The organism is Thioclava sp., from assembly GCF_048263065.1.
Classification (GTDB): Bacteria; Pseudomonadota; Alphaproteobacteria; order Rhodobacterales; family Rhodobacteraceae; genus Thioclava.
This window is the reverse complement of sequence record NZ_JBLXEM010000021.1, coordinates 1-18460: the sequence shown is the minus strand read 5'-3', so window position 1 is coordinate 18460 and position 18460 is coordinate 1. Positions and strand designations below refer to the sequence as shown.

The 18460-nt window shown below is 58.4% G+C and carries 21 protein-coding genes; 15 read left to right on the top strand and 6 right to left on the bottom strand.

All coding sequences use genetic code 11. The features are described 5' to 3' along the window. The first annotated feature begins 31 nt into the window (after positions 1–31). Both ACN0SD_RS16640 and ACN0SD_RS16635 read left to right on the top strand, forming a co-directional pair. Positions 32–385 (top strand): hypothetical protein, encoded by a 354-nt coding sequence (locus ACN0SD_RS16640; RefSeq protein WP_417809349.1) that lies wholly within the window; start codon positions 32–34, stop codon positions 383–385. A 19-nt stretch (positions 386–404) separates the two neighbouring features. Further along, the gene (locus ACN0SD_RS16635) at positions 405–1388 is read left to right on the top strand and encodes a glycosyltransferase family 2 protein (protein ID WP_417809348.1); all 984 of its coding nucleotides are present in this window, start codon (positions 405–407) and stop codon (positions 1386–1388) included. Here ACN0SD_RS16635 and ACN0SD_RS16630 read toward each other — a convergent pair. Beyond that, positions 1358–2356, bottom strand: a complete 999-nt coding sequence (locus tag ACN0SD_RS16630; protein ID WP_417809347.1) for a glycosyltransferase family 2 protein — start codon at positions 2354–2356, stop codon at positions 1358–1360. The genes ACN0SD_RS16635 and ACN0SD_RS16630 overlap by 31 nt on opposite strands. A gap of 193 nt (positions 2357–2549) precedes the next feature. Here ACN0SD_RS16630 and ACN0SD_RS16625 point away from each other — a divergent pair, with 193 nt between their 5' ends. Further along, a complete protein-coding gene (locus ACN0SD_RS16625; RefSeq protein WP_417809346.1) occupies positions 2550–3341 on the top strand; it encodes a family 16 glycosylhydrolase in 792 nt (263 codons plus the stop codon). Between the two features lie 35 nt (positions 3342–3376). Then, positions 3377–4678, top strand: a complete 1302-nt coding sequence (locus ACN0SD_RS16620) for an O-antigen ligase family protein (protein ID WP_417809345.1) — start codon at positions 3377–3379, stop codon at positions 4676–4678. Here ACN0SD_RS16620 and ACN0SD_RS16615 read toward each other — a convergent pair. Both ACN0SD_RS16615 and ACN0SD_RS16610 read right to left on the bottom strand, forming a co-directional pair. Continuing rightward, positions 4675–5979, bottom strand: coding sequence for a polysaccharide biosynthesis/export family protein (locus ACN0SD_RS16615; protein ID WP_417809344.1), 1305 nt, complete (start codon positions 5977–5979; stop codon positions 4675–4677). The two genes, ACN0SD_RS16620 and ACN0SD_RS16615, sit on opposite strands and share 4 nt — an antisense overlap. Then, complete coding sequence (locus ACN0SD_RS16610; protein WP_417809343.1) at positions 5973–6560, bottom strand: sugar transferase; 588 nt, start codon at positions 6558–6560, stop codon at positions 5973–5975. The genes ACN0SD_RS16615 and ACN0SD_RS16610 overlap by 7 nt, the downstream gene beginning before the upstream one ends. A gap of 799 nt (positions 6561–7359) precedes the next feature. Here ACN0SD_RS16610 and ACN0SD_RS16605 point away from each other — a divergent pair. From ACN0SD_RS16605 to ACN0SD_RS16595, 3 genes are read left to right on the top strand one after another with little or no spacing between them, the layout of a single operon-like run. Then, positions 7360–7638 (top strand): hypothetical protein, encoded by a 279-nt coding sequence (locus ACN0SD_RS16605; protein WP_417809342.1) that lies wholly within the window; start codon positions 7360–7362, stop codon positions 7636–7638. Further along, positions 7638–8720, top strand: coding sequence for a glycosyltransferase (locus ACN0SD_RS16600; RefSeq protein ID WP_417809341.1), 1083 nt, complete (start codon positions 7638–7640; stop codon positions 8718–8720). The genes ACN0SD_RS16605 and ACN0SD_RS16600 overlap by 1 nt, the downstream gene beginning before the upstream one ends. A 1-nt stretch (position 8721) precedes the next feature. Further along, complete coding sequence (locus tag ACN0SD_RS16595; RefSeq protein ID WP_417809340.1) at positions 8722–9783, top strand: glycosyltransferase; 1062 nt, start codon at positions 8722–8724, stop codon at positions 9781–9783. On the opposite strand, the gene ACN0SD_RS16590 is transcribed toward ACN0SD_RS16595, so the two are convergent. The 3 genes from ACN0SD_RS16590 to ACN0SD_RS16580 form a co-directional block, all read right to left on the bottom strand. After that, positions 9780–10760: a phosphoribosyltransferase gene (locus tag ACN0SD_RS16590; protein WP_417809339.1), complete on the bottom strand. Its 981-nt coding sequence runs from the start codon at positions 10758–10760 to the stop codon at positions 9780–9782. The genes ACN0SD_RS16595 and ACN0SD_RS16590 overlap by 4 nt on opposite strands. A gap of 53 nt (positions 10761–10813) precedes the next feature. Next, positions 10814–12304, bottom strand: coding sequence for a lipopolysaccharide biosynthesis protein (locus ACN0SD_RS16585; protein WP_417809338.1), 1491 nt, complete (start codon positions 12302–12304; stop codon positions 10814–10816). 541 nt (positions 12305–12845) lie between these two features. Next, a complete protein-coding gene (locus ACN0SD_RS16580) occupies positions 12846–14099 on the bottom strand; it encodes a class I SAM-dependent methyltransferase (protein ID WP_417809337.1) in 1254 nt (417 codons plus the stop codon). Between the two features lie 378 nt (positions 14100–14477). Here ACN0SD_RS16580 and ACN0SD_RS16575 point away from each other — a divergent pair, with 378 nt between their 5' ends. The 8 genes from ACN0SD_RS16575 to ACN0SD_RS16540 form a co-directional block, all read left to right on the top strand. After that, entirely contained in the window at positions 14478–14768 is a 291-nt protein-coding gene (locus ACN0SD_RS16575) for an ArsR/SmtB family transcription factor (RefSeq protein ID WP_417809336.1), read from the top strand. Next, a complete protein-coding gene (locus ACN0SD_RS16570) occupies positions 14765–15829 on the top strand; it encodes a permease (RefSeq protein ID WP_417809335.1) in 1065 nt (354 codons plus the stop codon). Before ACN0SD_RS16575 ends, ACN0SD_RS16570 begins: the two co-directional genes overlap by 4 nt. Positions 15830–15840: 11 nt before the next feature. Continuing rightward, complete coding sequence (locus ACN0SD_RS16565) at positions 15841–16077, top strand: thioredoxin family protein (RefSeq protein ID WP_417809334.1); 237 nt, start codon at positions 15841–15843, stop codon at positions 16075–16077. 102 nt (positions 16078–16179) lie between these two features. Continuing rightward, positions 16180–16572, top strand: a complete 393-nt coding sequence (locus ACN0SD_RS16560) for a rhodanese-like domain-containing protein (RefSeq protein ID WP_417809333.1) — start codon at positions 16180–16182, stop codon at positions 16570–16572. Position 16573: 1 nt separating this feature from the next. After that, a complete protein-coding gene (locus ACN0SD_RS16555; RefSeq protein WP_417809332.1) occupies positions 16574–16957 on the top strand; it encodes a rhodanese-like domain-containing protein in 384 nt (127 codons plus the stop codon). Beyond that, the gene (locus ACN0SD_RS16550) at positions 16954–17694 is read left to right on the top strand and encodes a sulfite exporter TauE/SafE family protein (RefSeq protein ID WP_417809331.1); all 741 of its coding nucleotides are present in this window, start codon (positions 16954–16956) and stop codon (positions 17692–17694) included. Before ACN0SD_RS16555 ends, ACN0SD_RS16550 begins: the two co-directional genes overlap by 4 nt. Positions 17695–17705: 11 nt before the next feature. Beyond that, positions 17706–18107 carry an OsmC family protein gene (locus ACN0SD_RS16545; RefSeq protein ID WP_417809330.1) on the top strand — a complete coding sequence of 134 codons (402 nt, stop codon included), beginning with the start codon at positions 17706–17708 and terminating at the stop codon, positions 18105–18107. A gap of 3 nt (positions 18108–18110) precedes the next feature. Beyond that, positions 18111–18460, top strand: a 350-nt coding sequence (locus tag ACN0SD_RS16540) for a cation diffusion facilitator family transporter (protein WP_417809329.1), incomplete at its 3' end; no start/stop codon positions are given.

Here is an 18460-nt window from a genome sequence, read left to right as displayed (position 1 = left end):
ATTGACGCGCCCCGCCCGTCATGTTTCAAGAATGGCTATTTCGACGCCCTCCAAGATGCTAAGGATCAAGAGTGTCCGTCGCATCAGGTGTTTTGGACTGCAGGGAAGTATTGGGACCGTGGGTATAGGCGCTTTTACGATCGGGATGTTTATCGCGTCTTTCGCGACGGGTATCGTTGGCGCGTTCCTCGGCTTGGGAGGCTGGGCCTGCATCGGGCTTGGGGTCAGCGTCATGATAGTGTCGCAGCTGCTTTATGCGGGCTTGATCGCGCTGCGCGCACTCGCGTCGCGCGCGAAGACACAACAAGATCAACCCAAGTTCGAACGGTCGCAAAAACAAGACACCAGCACCGACCTGAACGGCAACAATACCAGCCCCAAATAGCCGCTATGCGGTCGCACTTATGAGCAATCCCTCCGTCAGTGTTCTCATCGCAGCCCATGATTGCGCCCAAACGATCGGACGCGCGATAGCCTCTGCGCTTAGCCAGCCAGAGACGGCGGAAGTCATTGTTGTCGACGATGCCTCACAAGATGAAACGCGGGCCTGCGTCGCAGAGTGGGCCGCACACGATCGACGGGTTCGTCTGCTGGGGCTTGATGTGAATGCCGGCCCAGCGGGGGCGCGCAATCGCGCGATTGATCTCGCGGCGGGCGATCTGCTCGCCATTCTTGATTCGGACGATTTCTTTGCACCCGGTCGTCTGTCGAGGCTACTTGGCGAGCCAGATTGGGACATGATCGCCGATAATGTCGTTTTCCTCTCTGAGAGCCGCGCCGATACGCTTGATTTCGCAACCCTTTCGGGGGCAACACAAGGTTTTGAGACACTCGACACTGCACGTTTTATTCGCGGCAATCTGGCCTCGCGCGATTATGCGCGCGGTGAGATGGGATTTCTCAAACCTCTGATATCTAAAATCTTTCTTGAGAAACACAAGCTGCGTTATGACGAAACCCTGCGTCTGGGAGAGGACTACGATCTCTATGTGCGCATACTGCTTGCAGGCGCGCGATTCCGCCTCACGCGTCAGGCGGGTTACGGCGCGATCATTCGCGAGGGTTCGCTAAGCGCGCGCCATGCCACGGGCGATCTTGCCGCATTACATGGCGCGATTGCACGTCATGAAAACACTGCTGGCGCGCCAGAACGCGCGGCAATGCGTGCCTATCGTGGCGAGCTGCGCACCAAACTAGAGCATCGCGTTTTTCTGGACCGCAAGGCGTCGCAAGGCTTGATCGCTGCGCTGCGCGGGACGCTTGTCGATGGCGGGCAACTGGGCCGTATCATGGCCGCCATCGCACGCGACAAGCTGGCCCCGCTTCGGCGCGATCGACACAGTTTGAATAACGAAAACTACCGGCTGCTGCTTTCGCCAGATGACTGACGCAGGCGCGCCTGACTGCGTTTACGGCGGTCGCGCAGGCTTTCGACCAGATCCGACACCAAAACCGGATGCTTGCCGAGCAGCAGCAACGCCTGTCTGGCATTGCCGGATTTGATTGCCCTGACAAGCCGAGCATAGCGCAGCGAGCGAACCAGCCTTACGCGTCGCTTGCGCAGGAGCTTGGCGATCTTGGGGGGCGCATCACTTTGCTGGCGCACAAGCCGATCATGCGCCTCCAGCAGCGGCTTAAGCACGTCGACAGACAAGCGATGCGAAATCGCGGCGCTATGGCGGCGATAATGATAGCTCGCTTGCGGTATCAGGGCGAACCGCGCTCCGCCCAATAACAAGCGAAGATACAGATCGAAATCCTCGCCATTGCGCAGCGTCTCGTCATAGCGCAAAGCCCCAAGCGCGGTGCGATGGATCACTGGCTTGAGATAACCAAGCGGGGTTTGCGGGCTATCGGGCCATTCCGACGTTATCATGTCTATTGCAGAAATAATTCGTTGGCCGGATGTCAGCGTGTCACCAAACATCGTTTCAGTGGCACCAGCCACGTCGCCGAAAGGCACCATGTCATCGGCCACAATATTGGCGTTCAACGCGTCGGCCGCCTCCAGCATTGCGCTCAATCGATCGGGCTCCAGCAAATCATCAGAATCGACAATCGCAATCCACTCGCCGCGCGCCGCCGCCAACGCCAGATTGCGCACCCGCGCCGGCCCGCCTTGAAACTGCGCCTCAATCAGGCGGATACGTGGATCGCGCGCCGCAAGGTTTTCCACAATCGCGCAGCTGTCATCATCGGAGGCGTCATCGGACACGATCAACTCTAGCTTGCGATGCGTCTGAGCCAAAACCGAGCGCATGGCGGCCTCAAGATATCTTGCGCCGCGAAAATTGGCCATCACCACCGAAACGAGATTCGGCACCGGTTGAAAAGATCGAACGGATCTGTCGGTCATGAGTTGGCTGCCCTCCTTTTCCCGGCAATAAAGACAGGGTGCGCGCAAATGCCAGCCAAGTCCCGTCCGAACTTCGGCGCGCGGATAATTCGGCTGAAATCCGCTAGTGAAACAAGGCTTGCCAAGGCAAACCTAAACTTATGTCGGCCAATATGCGATCAAGGTTGCAACGGTCACTGAGCGAGGGCGAGTGTTGAAACATCAACGAAAATCTATCGCGAATTCGGCTATCGCAGCCTCCATCTTTGGGGGCGCGCTGATCGGTGCCGCTCAGGCCAGCGCACAGGACAGTTTCTATGATGGGTTCGAGCGTTTCGATAGATCGCGATGGTATGTCTCGGATGGATGGACCAACGGGGATCATCAAAATTGCTGGTGGTCCAAAGATGCCGTGGATCTGCGCGATGGCAAGCTGGTCTTGATGCTACGAGCAAGCGACAACGACGCGCGCCCCTATATCTGCAGCGAGGTGCAGACAAAAGCCACCTACCAATACGGCACATTTGAGGCGCGGCTGCGCAGCGATCGCGCATCGGGCGTCAATGCCGCGCTATTTTCCTATATCGGTGAGGTTCACGACAAGCCACATGACGAAATCGACGTGGAAATTCTGACGCGCGATCCCGGCAAGGTCAGCTTTAACACCTTTGTCGACGGCAAGATGCATAACGGCAAGACCGTGCCCGTCTCACCACCGGCAGATGAAGCCTTTCACACCTATTCGGTGATCTGGGAGCCAGATCGGATTCGTTGGTTTATTGATGGGGAACAGGTGCATGAAACGGCAGGCGGTCCGCTGCCAAATCACGCGCAGAAACTTTTTCTGAGCCATTGGAGCAGCGATACGCTGACCGATTGGATGGGGTCGTTTTCCGATCCTGGCCGGGCGCTGGAAATGGAAATCGACTGGATCGCGTGGACCGCGCCCGGCGCAGGGTGCCAGTTTGACGCGTCAGTTCTGTGCGCGCAGGCAAAGGCAGAATGACGGCCGCGCCAGCCCGGTCAATCGCGTCGGGATGCTTGGCTATTCGCGTAGATCCGGTGCTGGCCTTCGTGGCCTTTCTCGCCGTGCTGTTCATATTCCGGCTCGGCTCATTGGGCGCGCTGTTGTTCCTGTCTGCCGGTTTAGCCCTGTTAGCGCGCCGCCCACATGCCAATCTTGGCGCAATCTGGCGCGACGGATGGATATTGCTGTTACCGATGTGGTGTGTCTTGAGCGTCTTGTGGTCGACCCACCCCGCGCTGTCGTTACGCTATGGGATACAGCTTGGTTTGACCAGTGTGATCGCGCTGGTCATCGCCCAACGCCTGCAGCCTAGAACGCTGTTGCGAACCTTGTTTATGGCCTTGGCCCTCGCTGCGCTTGCCAGCTTTGTGCTGGGGCGAGAGCGGCTGGACGGGGCTGGATTTCTTGGAATCTACGGCAGCAAGAACGCGCTCGCTCAGGTGACGGCGCTATTTGTCGTGACGGGAATGGCGCTTGGTCTGGGACGGGACGGAACACGGGTCTGGCGCATTGCCGGGCTGGTTTCGGTGCTGCCGGGCTTACTATTGCTGGTGATGGCCAATTCCGTTGGTTGGCTATCTGGCGCATTGCTGGCAGTGGTCTCGGGCATCGTTTTTGGGTTCATGCGCCGGTTGCCGCGCCGCTATAGATTGCTTGCGCTTGGCTTGATTTTGTTGATCATCCTTTCGGCACTGTTGCTGGCATGGGCCAATGAAGACGCGGTTTTGGCATGGGTTTTTGAGGTCAGCGGTAAGGATGTCACGCTAACAGGACGCACCTATCTGTGGCAGACAGCGCTTTCCGAAATTGCCCGTCATCCGCTAGAGGGTCAGGGCTATCAGGCGGTGTGGGTGCTTGGGAACCCGCTGGCAGAAAGCCTGTGGCGCGAGTTTGGCATCGCCTCGAAAACCGGGTTCCACTTCCACAACACATGGTTGTCGAATGCGGTAGAGATCGGGATTATCGGGGTCGTGCTGCAAGGCGCCATTTTTCTGGTCGCACTGGTCACGTCGCTGTGGCGTGTGCTCCGAGTTGCAAGCGCGCAGACGCTGTTCGCCGCAATGTTGATGGTGCTGCTCAGTGTGATGAGTCTGGTCGAGGTGGTCGGTTTTCAACAATTCCAGATCATGACCATGCTGATCTTCGTGATCGCCGCGCAGGGACGTGCCAGTCTGAGTGTTGCGCGCCGTTACGCCCCTCGCGAACACGCCCTGTCAGACGCGACGCTTTGGCCGATGCCCGCAACAACTCCGCGCTTTTTTCGACGTCGCCAAGATCCGCCTCAAAGCCCCTCTTCGCCCAGCGGAAGCCTCTAGTCGATGCTGCTGCGGCGCTCGGGGAGCGGACGCTTCATCGCGCGCTTGGGGACACTGATCCCAATATCCACCAGATCTCGCGGTTGAACCCGCGTATCAAGGTCAGACTGCACTGCCTGAACCCCGTCCCGGCCCTGACGATAAAGCGTGACGACCGGATCGGGAATGACCTGCTCATTCGTGATTGATGCCCCTTCCAACAATGCCAGTTGCGCGGAGTCATCGTCTAGCAAGTGCAAGATCGTGGTGATGCGTTCGAGTGTTTCGGCGGATTCGGCGCTGACGGTCTGGATCTGGTCGATCACATCCGACGTCCAGCCAGATATCAGCACCTCAAGCTCGCGTCGGGTCGATGAGACAGCCTGACGCGCGCGCAAAATTGCCGTCGAAGTGTCCAGAAGTTGGTTCTCTACCGAGATCAGCGTGTTTTCCGCGTCTATCAACCGGTCGTTATTGACCAGCCCACGCTTGGCCAAGCTGCGCGCGGTTTCACGGGTTTCTTCAGCCAGTTCGCGCTGTCGCTCCAGCGCCGCGGTTTTATGGGTAAGCGAGGCAATTTCCGCCTCAAGCAAATCGGTTTGCTCGCCCAATGCTTCGCGCTCTGAGGCAAGCCGGGCGCGGCGCCGCTGCATAATTTCGGTCTGCTCTTTAATCAGCGCCTGCCCATCTGGATTTGCCAGCTTCGCGGGAACCGATATGTCTTCGGCCCCGTCGCGTTCGGCGTTGAGCCTTGCGAGCACGGCAAGCTGGCGCTGCTGGCGATCAAGGGCGAGGCGCAGATCGCCTTGGTTCGAAATATAGTCGCGAAAGGCTGATGTGCCGGGGTTGAGCAAATCTTCCAGCCCGCCCGCCAACGCAATCGCATGGCGCACCGTCATGCCGGGGTGATAGGCGACGGATCCGGGTTCACGTACATAGCCGCCGACCGTGAGGGTTCTTACGCCAATGAAATCGAGGGTCGCATCGGGCGCTTCGCTAAGTGCAAAGCGTTCGCGCAGCTTTTGAGAGATCAACGTGCCGACTTCGTCCAGCGTCTTGCCTTCGGCTGCGACCTTTCCGACAAAAGGGATCATCAAATGGCCGGTTTCATCCAAGTGATACTCACCCGACAGATCGACCCAACCCCGCACGGTTTCTTCAATCGGGTTCCAGTCGAGCACACGCAAGCTGACCTGATCCAGCGGGGCAAGCCGGAATTCCTGCGCAAGACTTTGCGTCGTAACACTCAGCCAGATCGCGATGGCGCCCAACAGCGCAAAAATGCACCCTGGACGCAAAATGGCACGGCTTCTGCTTACCAAGAGCCATCCGCCTTCAGCACGGTCGGGACAGTGCGCATCAAGATTTTCAGATCTAGGCCGATGCCGCAATTTTGCACATATGCGCGATCCAGCGCGACACGCCGGAAATAATTCGTCTTGCTGCGCCCGCTGACTTGCCACAAACCAGTTATACCGGGGCGCACACTAAGATAGTGGCGCGACGAACGACCGTAGCGCGCGAGCTCCTTCTTGGCGACAGGGCGCGGACCTACAAGGCTCATATCCCCTACCAATACGTTGAATAGCTGGGGCAGTTCGTCAATGCTCGCCGCTCTCAGGACCTGACCGATCGCAGTGATGCGTGGGTCGTTGCGCAGCTTGCAAGTCTCCTCCCACTCACGCCGGGCAGCGGCGGACTGCGCCAGATGATGCGCCAGCGCAAGATCGGCATCGACAACCATTGATCTGAATTTCCAGCAGCGAAAGACCCGTCCGCCGTAGCCAACCCGTTCATGGCCATAAAACACCGGCCCGGGCGAGGTCAGCCAGACCATGATCGCGACACAAAGGAGCAGCGGCGAAAAGAGAATAATCGCAATCGCAGCCACACAGATATCCATCAAGCGCTTTGTAGGCACACTGGAAGGCTTGCATCCGTGACTCAGAGTTTTCGTCGGCGTCGCGAGTCTGAAACGCCCCTGTTCAGCCGCCGACGTCGTCAAGAAACGTAAGGCTCTACTTGGCATATTTTGGCCCCCATATCATTGTCCGTCATATCGCGTTCGCCACCAAACGGTCTGCGCCGCAATCATTCAAAATTACACTCTGCCCTGCTCCCATCGGACAAGGTGTCACCGGATCGCTTCAATGATCGCACCTGATCAATCAGATGGTCTGACAGAGCGCCAAACCACAAGACGCATCAAGAAAAAGCACGACCTACCAAACGAAACGCCTGCATATTTTCCGCAGATTACTGCATGGGAATCACGCGAGAGGCTCGTTCAGAGGTCACACCCTAACACCCGATGTAACGTTTTGTTCACTCTCGCAGCAAAACATGCCGCAGCGCAGCTAAAAACCGCTTGTCTACAAATCGTATCGGCGAATTCGCGCCAGAATTGTGTGAATTTTTGTGCACAACTTAAACAGGAATCGTCGGTGCGCTTGAAACATTGCCCGCAGGCAGGCTCACTAAAGACACTCTGACACCGGCGATGTGAGCCGGCGAACAAAAAATGCGTGGTGACTGATGATGACACAACCAAACCCTGTCACGCATATTTGCGAGGTTAAGCAGCAGACGCGCTGGTCGCCGCAACTCGTTTTCGGGCTACCCAGCGCCGAGCCACTTATGAGTTCACGCTCGATATGGTGGCGGTGTTCTGATCGGTCTTTGGTCTCTTGGCCGTGCTAAACATGGCGCCGCAAGCAGTCGAGGAAGAGAGTTTCGATGTGAATATCCCAGGCTCGGATTTTGGCGTGGCCTTTTCTCTGCAAGGGTTGCTTGCGCAATCCTCGGTAAAACGAATTGCCGTGATCGGCGAGCAAACCGCCTATCGCGGCATTCGCCCCTCGCAATCGCAACATGCCACGCTAAGGGTGGGGCCTATTTCCGCCCAGCTCAGAACGGATCGCGCTCCGGTGTCGTATCTGGACGATGCGGCTTGCATCAATCTCTTTACGGTGTTCAGCTGATGCCTAACACACCGACGCGCATCCTGTTTGGCAGCGCCCACCCTTACCTTCCGCAGCTACATGGCGGCGCGCAATCCAGCACGCACGAGCTAGTAATTCGCCTGCGCGCGGCTGGATATCCCGTCGCCGTGCTGGCGGGGTTGACCGGTGAGGGCTGGACGGGATTGCGCGCGCGCGTCGGGCTGAAACTGGGGCGAGCCTATATGCGCGACGATGTGATGGGATACCCCGTCTATCGCACCTGGTTTCCTGAGACAGCCGTAGCCGCCGTTGCGCGCGATTTCAAAGCTGATGTCGCGATCCTGCAATCTGGTTTTCCGGTGCGAATGGCGCGCGCGATTGACCGCGATGCGGTTCGCACCTTCATTTATCTTCGCAATGTCGAGCAAGACGATCTGGGCGGTGCCCCCGGCACGCTCAGCAAGACGCAGTTCATCGCCAATTCACAGTTCACAGCCCGGCATTTCGCCCAAACCGACGGCCTTGAGGCGCAGGTGGTGCTACCGCTCATTGAGGGCGCGCGTTACCGGGTGACCCCAGCACGCCGCAACGTGACTTTTGTGAACCCTCACGCGCATAAAGGCGTCGATGTCGCGCTTGCCATCGCCAAACGCTGCCCCGACATTCCGTTCGTATTTATCAAGGCGTGGAAACTGTCCGCGCAAGAGGACACCGCACTGCGCTCGGCAACCGCGTCGCTCGCAAATGTCACCCTGCGCGAGCCGGTGCGTGACATGCGCCCGATCTATGCCGATGCCGCGATCATTCTGGCGCCAAGCCGCTGGGACGAGGCGTTTGGGCGGATCGCCGCAGAGGCCCATGTCAGCGCGATCCCCGTCGTCGGTAGCAACCGTGGCGGTCTGCCCGAGGCTATTGGCCCCGGTGGCGTCATTCTTGATCCTGACGGCCCGATTGAACCTTGGGTGGACGCGATCCAGCGCCTTTGGAGTGATGCCGATCATTACGCTGCGGTATCAAGCGCCGCGCGCACCTATTCCCAACGCCCCGAGCTGAACAGCGACGCCCAGATCGCCGCGCTTCTCAAGATCATCGGCGCGCAAACGTACTCCGAAAGGTCTTGAAATGCGTATTCTATTTACCTCTGGAAAGGCATTTTTGCCGCAAAACTCGGGCGGCGTGCAGTCCAGCACGATGCAACTTGCCAATGCGCTCATCGCGCGCGGGCATGAGGTGGGGGTGATGAGCAAGTTAATCGGCGGGGGCTGGACCGAGCTGGACTCGCGGATAAAACGGCGGATCGGGCGCAATCGGTTTTCGCGCGACACTAGGATGGGTCTGGCGGTGTATCGCGCTTGGGACCCGACGGATGCAGGCGAAGTGGTCACGCGGTTTCGCCCTGATGTCGCCGTGGTTCAAAGCGGCGAGACGGTGAAAATCGCCAAAAGCCTTGAGGCAGCGGGCGTGCCCGTCGTGCTGTATTTTCGCCACGTGGAATTTGACGATCTCGCAGGTGATCCGGCGGATCTGAACAGCGCCCATCACATCGCGAACTCCGCCTTTACAGCGGCAAAGTATCAGCGCCAATTCGGCGTTCAGTCGACGGTTATCCCGCCCCTCGTGCAGCGCTCTTTATATGAAACGCCAAGCACGCGCGAAACGGTGACCTTTATCAATCCCTACCCGGTCAAAGGACGCGATCTGGCGTTTGACATCGCCGAGCGCTGCCCCGACATTCCGTTCACCTTTTGCGAAAGCTGGTTGATCAACGACGAGCTGCGCGACTGGATCACCACCCGTATCGCCAAAACACCCAATGTCACGCTGCGCGCGCGCACGAATGATATGAAAACGGTTTATAGCAAGGCAAAAGTCCTGCTTGCGCCAAGCGTTTGGGAAGAGGCATGGGGCCGGGTCGCCACCGAGGCGCAATTCAGTGCGATCCCGGTCCTTGGGTCTAGTCGTGGCGGTCTGCCCGAAGCCATCGGTCCCGGTGGCACCATCCTTGATATCGACGCACCGCTTGATGATTGGGTCGCCGCCCTACGCAGGTTTTGGGATGACCCGGCACATTACGCAGCGCTCTCAGAGGCCGCGCGCGCCCATTCCCAGCGCCCCGAGATCGACGCTGATCACCAAATTGACACGCTACTAGATGTCTTGCACGCCGCAACGCAGGATGCTTAACGCCCCAACCGCTGCTTAAGCTTGAGCATCCGTCGTTGCCCCAGCAGGCTATAGGCGGCTTTCTTGAGGATCCGGCGCGCAGGGCGAGCCTCATCGCGCAGGCCCGCGTCCACGACTGCGGCCTGCGAGGGTTCAATCAGGCGATGCGTTTGCAGGCACAGCACCGGCTTTCCGGAGACTTCCGCGATGCGCATCGCTTGGCGGTTTTCGCTTTCGATAAACAAGATCGCATCGCTGTCACGATACTGGGCACCCTTGAAATCCCCATGCGCGCCAAGGCGCTGGCGTTCGGCCTTGCTGGGCAGATCCAGCATAACGAGACGGTCATAGCGCAGCCCTTGCGCCGCCAACCAGCTTTCCGTTTGTGGGCGATATTTCTCCAGTCGGCTTGTCACCAAAGTGCCCAGCGGGCGACTCATTTGATAGAGCGGGCGCGCCTCGCTTAGAAACCGCAAATAGGCCGCGCCATCGTCGTTTTCGGCGCTCGTGGGATCATGGCACAAGACGCCGTCGATATCGATGCAACTGTTCTTCAGCAGCTTGTGGTGCATGAAATTCCACTGGAAAAGACGCGGCCATGGCACGGTCTCAAACACGAGGTCCGCTTCGGGATGGTGGGGTTTGGAGCCATAAACGGCCCCAAAGATCACCTCATCGCCCGGATTAGCCGCTTCAACGCGCGCCCGCGCCTGCGCCATTGCAGTGCCACCGTTGATGCTGTCATCCACCACTAGAACACGCCGCGCGCCCTGCCCGTCGGGCCGCATTCCCGCAGCCTTGGTCGCGCCCGAGGAATAGACCCGTCCCGCAAGGTAGCTATCAAGATCGCTTAGCCGGATATTGGCCAGCAACGCGATAAATTGCGCTGCAATCATTCCACTTCGCGGCACACCGACAACCAGATCAAGATCACGCGGCAGGCGGTGCATTGCGTGCACAATGGCGTCGTTCATATCAGCAATAGAGCGATACTGCATCGCGCATCTTCCTCTCATCTCGAAAGCAGCCCTTTTGTCCGACTGGCTAGGGCTCAGCTTGGACGCAATTTGCTCCACTGACCTTTTACAAGTTCCGCCACCTCGCGCAGCGTCGCGCGCCCCGCCGCACTGGGCAGCAAAGCCAACATAAACAAAGCGTAGGAAAGAACCAGATTACTCAGCAGCACCGTAAGCGTCGAATTGCCGATCTGATCGCGCAGCAACCACACCGCTCCAAGACTGAGATGCCCCGCCAGCATGAACGGGCCGCAAGATCGCATGATATCGCGCGACTTGACCGGACCTTGGCGCGAGATATAGCGCCAAAGCGGCACGGTTTTGAGATATTCGCTGATCGCATAGGCAATCGCCACGCCCAAAGCCCCCCAATAGATCCCACAGGCAAAGGCGGTGATCGCAATCCCGGCGGTGACGAACCCCCAGATCATGTAGTCTTTCGAGCGTGCCTGACTGATAAACAACCACCCCGCCGGGTTATTCAGCGGCTGCACCAGCCCCGCAAAGCCAAGCGCCATGAAGATCGGCGCACTCGCGCGCCACTGCTCGCCCAGCAGGAACGGTATCAGGGTGTCTGCCAGCGCTGCGGCCCAAGCGACCCCGGGCAGGATCAGCAACAGCGACAGGTTCAGCACGCGCAGATAGGCGTGACGATAGCGATGCGGTTCGTCAAGCAGTCGCGATAGCGCCGGGATCATAACGCGCGACAACGGGTTTGAGACCTGTCGCAGCGGAAAAAGCAGCAGCTTGTAGGCGCGGTCGTAATAGCCAAGCTCGACGCTGCCCCAAACCTTTCCAATCATGATATTATCAAGGTTGCGCGCAAGAAAATTGGTCAGGTTAAAGCCGGTGATCCCTGCCCCGAACCCCAGCAAGGCCCGCATCTCGTCGGCCCGCCGTGGTCGCCCCGGCAGCCATCCCGACGCCCTCCAAGTCAGCGCGGTTGCGACGATCGTTCCCACAAACGTGCCCGCAAAGATTGCCCAATAAGACGGGCTGATCAGCGCCCATGCAATCGCCACCGCCAAGGTCGTGACGGCACCAATGACGCTGAGCATCGCGATGCGCCCAAATTGCATTCGACGCGTCAAAATTGCGCTTTGCTGCGCCCCAAGCCCTGAGAACACGATCGTCGAGGACATTGCCGCAATTAGCGGCCCAACGCGCGGTTCGCCATAAAAGATTGCGATCAGTGGCGAAAATGCCAGAAGCAGACCGGCCAGAAAGAGGCTGAAACCCAGATTGACCCAGAACAGGAAATTCACATCGCTTATGCTCAGATCCTTCTTTTGGACCGTGGCTTGAACGAGACCGAAATTCTGCAACATCGCCAGCAGGGCCACCACGGGCGCGCACATCGCCATCAAACCGAAATCTGTTGGCGATAGCAGCCTTGAGAGCACCATGACCGAGGCCATCTGCGTGCCAACTTGCAATATTTGTGACAGCGCAATGGCAACCGCGCCACGTCCTACGGACCTGCGCAGCGAGCCTTCTGGAGGATCAAAAGGGCCTTCGCCTGACATCGCCGCGGATCCATCTTGCTCAAGTTTGGGCCGAAGCCATCAGAAATGCTGCGCGTCAACGCATTCGTTCAAGATTGTTTTCTGTATCCGATTCTCGCATAGATGCGTAACGGGAACGGAAGAGAAGCCCCGCTTCCCAAGCGGTTTTTCGCGCAGTGCACCTCTCAATGACAGTTTGCGACTGACCTGCCCCAAGTTTCCTCCAACTTTGCACGGAGTCCCTGGGGTTATGCTCTGCTCCCCACCCTTGGACCGCCGGAAGCTGGAATTTTCCAGCTCTGATCACGATGGCGGGCTGGATGCGCCACCGGGATAATGCATGGCAAACGAGATCGAGGTTCTCGACCCGGCTGCATTAGTGCGGATCTTGGGCGCAGAAAATTTGGACACCACAGACACTGACCAGCCCTTGGCCGGGGAGGTGAAGCAAAACTGCGACAGTGACCGCAGCTCCCCCGCAAAGGCACCAAAAATCACGCTTAAACATGGCGAATGGCGCGAATTCTGCTAGTGATCGCTTTTGTATATCACTGTTTACGCTTTACTCCGCAGCCATCCGTTGATCTTGCGCGCTGTCGTGTCCGTCTGCGTCATCGCGATACAGGTAGTCGCGCGTCAGCGGCACGTCGCCCACCTCATGGGCCAGTTGATATTGGAACACGACTTGCCCGCCGTAGCGGAACGCCATTTCCGAGGCGATCAGATAGAACCGCCACATCCGGGTGAACTGTTCGTCATAAAGCGCCGTGGCCTTGTCGAGATTGGCCTCAAACCGCTTACACCAATGTTTCAGCGTCTCGGCATAATGCAGCCGCCAGACCTCAAGATCGGTGACGATTAAGCCCTCATGTTCCAGCGCGTGCGAAGCCTCGGACATGGCCGGGCAATAGCCGCCGGGGAAGATGTATTTGGTGATGAAACCGGCCGTCGAGCCACGCGGCCCCGAGCGCCCGATAAAATGAATAAGCGACACACCACCGGGCTTGAGCATCTCGCGCACATGGCGGAAGTATTCACGGTAATGGGGCACGCCGACATGTTCAAACATCCCGACCGAGACGATCCGGTCAAAAGTTTCGCGCACGTCGCGGTAATCGGTGAGGCGAATGTCGACCATATGCTCAAGCCCGGCCTCGCGCACCCGTTTCGTCGCCAGCGCATGTTGTTCCGTTGATAGCGTCACGCCCACGACATGGACACCGAAATCGCGCGCCAGCGTGATCGCCATGCCGCCCCAGCCGCAGCCGATATCCAGCACACGCATGCCGGGTTTGAGCAGAAGTTTCTTGGCAATGTGGCGTTTCTTGGCCTCTTGCGCCTGATCCAGCGTCATATCGGGATGCTCAAAATAGGCGCAGCTATATTGGCGGTCCGCATCCAGAAACAGATCATACAGTTCGCCAGAAAGGTCGTAATGATGCGCCACATTGGTGCGCGCCTTGTTGACCGGATTGAACTGCGCGAACCTGCGCCCAAAGAACCGCGAAACCTCGCGCGGTTTTTCAAACCACGGCATCCCAGAGCCAGTCTGATTGCGGATCGCAAGCGCCAGAAAGCCGCGCAGATCGTCGTTTTCGATCGTATAATCGCCAAGCATGTATCCCTCGCCAACCCCCAGTTCTGGGTTGACGACGATCTTCTTGACGGCGTCGCGGGATCGAACGGTGACTTTGACAGGGATCCCCGTGCCGTTCCCGTATCGTCGGGTCGTGCCGCTGCGATAGGTCAATTCCAACGTGCCAACGCGTATCAAGTGGCGCAGCATACGGTCGAGAATGGTATCCCAAGGTCTCATGACAGTCTCCGAAATGATCAATCCTTAATCTTTCGACTGCGCAAGCGCATGACAGTTCTGGAACCGCTCTGGCAGTGGTTTGGTTCCCCGAAGTTATCAACCTTACCAAAAAGTAAACGGATTTTGAACATCAGACGATCTATCCGAACACAGTTTGCAGCTATGGCGCAAATGGCGCGACATCGTCGTCACCTTTACACATTGGCGAAGATGGCGATGCTCTTGAGCGACGATCAACGTAGATCGCGGCGACTGCGCTAGGGATGGCAACGCTGTAAACAGGCAGCGGGAGGCGCGTGGATATGCCCCCGCTTGATTGATCCAGATCATGGTGACACCTCCCGCTTATGCGCAAATGCGCATTAAGGAGATTGCCCGATGATTCTAAATGTTCTATCCGCCCTTGCCGAACCGACCCGCCTTGGAGTGATTGCTCTGCTCGCCGATGGCTCTGAGCATTGCGTTTGCGAATTGATGCCGAAACTGGATGCCACGCAAAGCCGGATGTCGCGTCATATGCAGGTGCTGCGCCAGGCCGGGTTGGTGGTGGATCGGCGCGACGCGCAATGGGTGCGTTATCGGTTGAACCCCGACATGGCCCCCGAGATCCGTCAGATCGTCGAAGCGGTTCTCGAAGCCAACAAAAAACAGGAAAGGGCTGCCGCATGAGCGCCGATATCACGAGTTCCCCGCAGCGCGCCCCCCGCCCCGATTGGGTTTGGCATCTGGGCGTCATCGCCTTTGTCGTAGCGTGGTGGCTGGTTTATCAACAACTGATCCCGGCCTCAGAGTGGATCACCGCGCTGTTTCCGATCGCGCGTCACAGCCACACGGGCGAGGCGATCGCATTTTTCTTTTATGACACGCCCAAAGTGATGATGCTGCTCACGCTGATCGTCTTTGCGATGGGCGTGGTGCGCAGCTTTTTCTCGCCCGAAAAGACCCGCGCACTACTGTCGGGGCGCCGCGAAGGTGTGGGCAATATATTTTCCGCAGGACTTGGTATTGTGACGCCGTTTTGTTCGTGCTCGGCGGTGCCGCTGTTTATCGGCTTCGTGTCGGCGGGGGTGCCGCTGGGGGTAACGTTTTCCTTTCTCATCGCCGCGCCGATGGTCAATGAGGTCGCGCTGGTCTTGCTGGTCGGACTGGTGGGCTGGCAGGTGGCGGCGGTTTACCTGATCTTCGGGCTGAGCATTGCCATCGTGGCCGGGTTCATCATCGGCAAGCTTCATCTGGAAGGCTGGCTACAAGACTGGGTGCGTGACATTCATTCCGGCGCCAACACCGCCACTTTGGTTGATGAAGAGCACCTGAGCATGGTTGACCGCTATCGTCTGGGCATCGAAGCCGTGCGCGAGATTTTCTCCAAGGTCTGGGTCTGGATCATCCTCGGGATCGGGATGGGCGCGCTTATTCACGGCTATGTCCCTCAGGATCTGATGGTGCGCATCATGGGCGCCGGTGCGTGGTGGTCTGTGCCTGCCGCCGTCATCATGGGCGTGCCGATGTATACCAATGCCGCAGGCGTCATCCCGATTGTCGAGGCGCTTTTGGGAAAAGGGGCCGCGCTTGGCACCGTGCTGGCCTTTATGATGAGTGTGATCGCGCTCAGCCTGCCCGAAATGATCATCCTGCGCCAAGTGCTGACGCTGCGCCTGATCGCTGTGTTCGTTGGCGTCGTCGCCAGCGGCATTCTGGCGGTCGGTTTTCTCTTTAATGTTATCTTCTGAAAGGACATCCCATGAAATCCATCAAAGTCTACGGCCCAGGCTGCAAACGTTGCGAAACCACTGAAGCGATGGTGAAAGACGCCGCTGCAAGCCTTGGCATCGAGGTTGAGGTCGAAAAAGTCACCGACCCGAAAGCCATCGCAATGGCGGGCGTGATGTCGACCCCCGGCATCGCAATTGACGGAAAGCTGGTGCATGCGGGCGGCTTGCCCGACGCGGCGAAACTTGCAGGCTGGCTGAGCGCCTAAACCGCCGCCCCCTTCCCTTTGCAACACCCCCCAAATCCCCGCGCGCCCCCAAAGGCGCGCGGCGGCCCTCTTATGGGCAACACCTACGAATAGGAGCCTCCGATGGAGCGTGATTTTGACACCTACCTACGCGATTTTGACTATGACGAACGCCTTGCGATGAAGATCAGCCTTGATGAGCTGCTTGATCTTTATGCCAAGGGCGAGGTCCAGCTTATCGACATCCGTTTTCCCGAGGAACATGCCGCTTGGTCGGTAAATATCGGCCAACACATTGCGCTCAACGAGTTGCCCGACCGCCTGAACGAGCTGGACCACACCAAGACCATCGTAACGATGTGCCCCCATTACGACCGCGCCGAGATCGCCCGGCTTTACCTAACGCTCAAGGGCTATCATGCGCGCTATTTCACGGCCGGTATGTTGAAGCTGGTCGACTACCTGCGCGGCGACAAGGCCCGCGATTACATGGCAAACCTTGCCAAGGAACACTAAGATGACTGACCTCGACCTCCTCCCCGCCCAAGCCGTTCCCGCCCATATGAGCGAAGTGCGCATCAGCGCCGATGCTTTTCTTGAACAATGGCAGGCGGGCACTTGTGAATTCCTCGACATTCGTGTGGCGTCCGAAACCCGCGTTTGGAAAATGGGATTCGGGCTGGCTATTCCCGCTGATGAGTTGGCCGGACGGCTCGATGAATTGCCCCGCGACAAGCTGCTGGTTGTGGCCTGTCCGAATTCCGACCGCTCGGGCATTGTGCGCAGCTATCTCGCGATGAAAGGCTTTAACGCCAAATACCTGATGGGCGGGTTGCTGGGGCTTGCCGACACGCTCAAGGGCAAAACCTCCGAGACATTTTCGCTGAGGTCAGGCAAATGACCCTCGGCGATTACAGCCTGTATTTCGGGCTTACGCTGATCCTGTCGACGCTATTTGCGATGGGCGGCGTGGGCTCTGCGATTGCACTTGTGCCCAGCTTTTCGATGCTGGGCATGACGATTGATCTGGCGAAATCGCTGGGGCTGTTCGTCAATACCGCCTCGACGGTAACCGCCTCGGTGATGAACTTTCGCCGTGGTGTGCTGGATTTCCGATTTGCCCTGCCGCTTGTGGTCTCGATCCTGATCGCAACGCCGATTGGCGCTTGGTCCAGCCAGTTTGTGGCGCGCCCCGTGATTGAAGGCTTGCTGATTGCCTTTCTCATTACCGCCGCCCTGCTGCTGCTGTTTTCGCGCCGCACGACGCTGGTGACCTACACCCGCTCTTGGCCGCTTTACCTGATCGGGGGTAGCGTCGGGGTGATCTCTGGGATGCTGGGCGTGGGCGGGGGCAGTCTGATGATGCCCGCGCTGATCCTGCTTGGCTATGACGCCAAGAAATCGGCCCGCGCGATCAGTTTTGTTATTCCGTTTTCCTCGGCGGGGGCGTTTTTGACCTATCTGTCGTTCACCGCGATGAACTGGCCACTGCTGGCCACTGTGGCGGTCGCAGCCATCTTGGGCGGCTATCTGGGAGAGCGGATCATGCACAACCGACTTAACCCCGCGCAAATCAAGAAATTGATTGCCGTGCTCTTGCTGCTGATGGCCGCTAAGATGCTCTGGAACTTTGCATAAGGACGCATATCATGGATTATCACGTCACCGCCCGCCGGATCGACAGCCATGGCTCAGAGGCCATGACAAAAGAGGCGCGCATCGTTCTGGATACCGATATGGCGGGGCGGCAGGATGCCTTTAATCCCGCCGAGATGCTGCTGGCGAGCCTTGCGGCCTGTATTCTCAAGGGCACCGAACGGATCATTCCGATGCTGGAATTTGATCTACGCGGAATTGAGGTTTCGCTGCGCGGTGTGCGTCAGGACGCCCCACCAAAGATGGTGCAAATCACCTACGAAATCGCGGTGGAAACCGATGAGACCGACCAGCGGATTGATCTTTTGCACCGCAATCTTCAGAAGTACGGCACGATCTACAACACATTAGCGGACGCAACCGAACTTTCGGGCACGATCCGGCGAAAGGACTAACCCATGCCGCATGATCACGCGCACACGCACGCAGCCCCAACCGACCTCGGACCCGCGTTTCGATGGGCTGTGGGGTTGAATTCAGGTTATGTCCTGATTGAGGGCGCGGCGGGGTTCTTGACTGGCTCGCTCGCACTGTTAGCGGATGCCGCGCATAACCTGACCGATGTTGCGGGGCTTTTGATCGCTTGGGGCGCGACGGTTCTGGCCAAACGCGTGGGCAATAGCCGCTACACGTTCGGCTATGGCCGCGCGACAATTCTGGCGGCGATGCTCAACGCCACCGCCATTCTGATCGGCGTCGTGCTGGTGATCTGGGAGGCCGCGCATCGCTTTGGCACGCCCGTCAATCT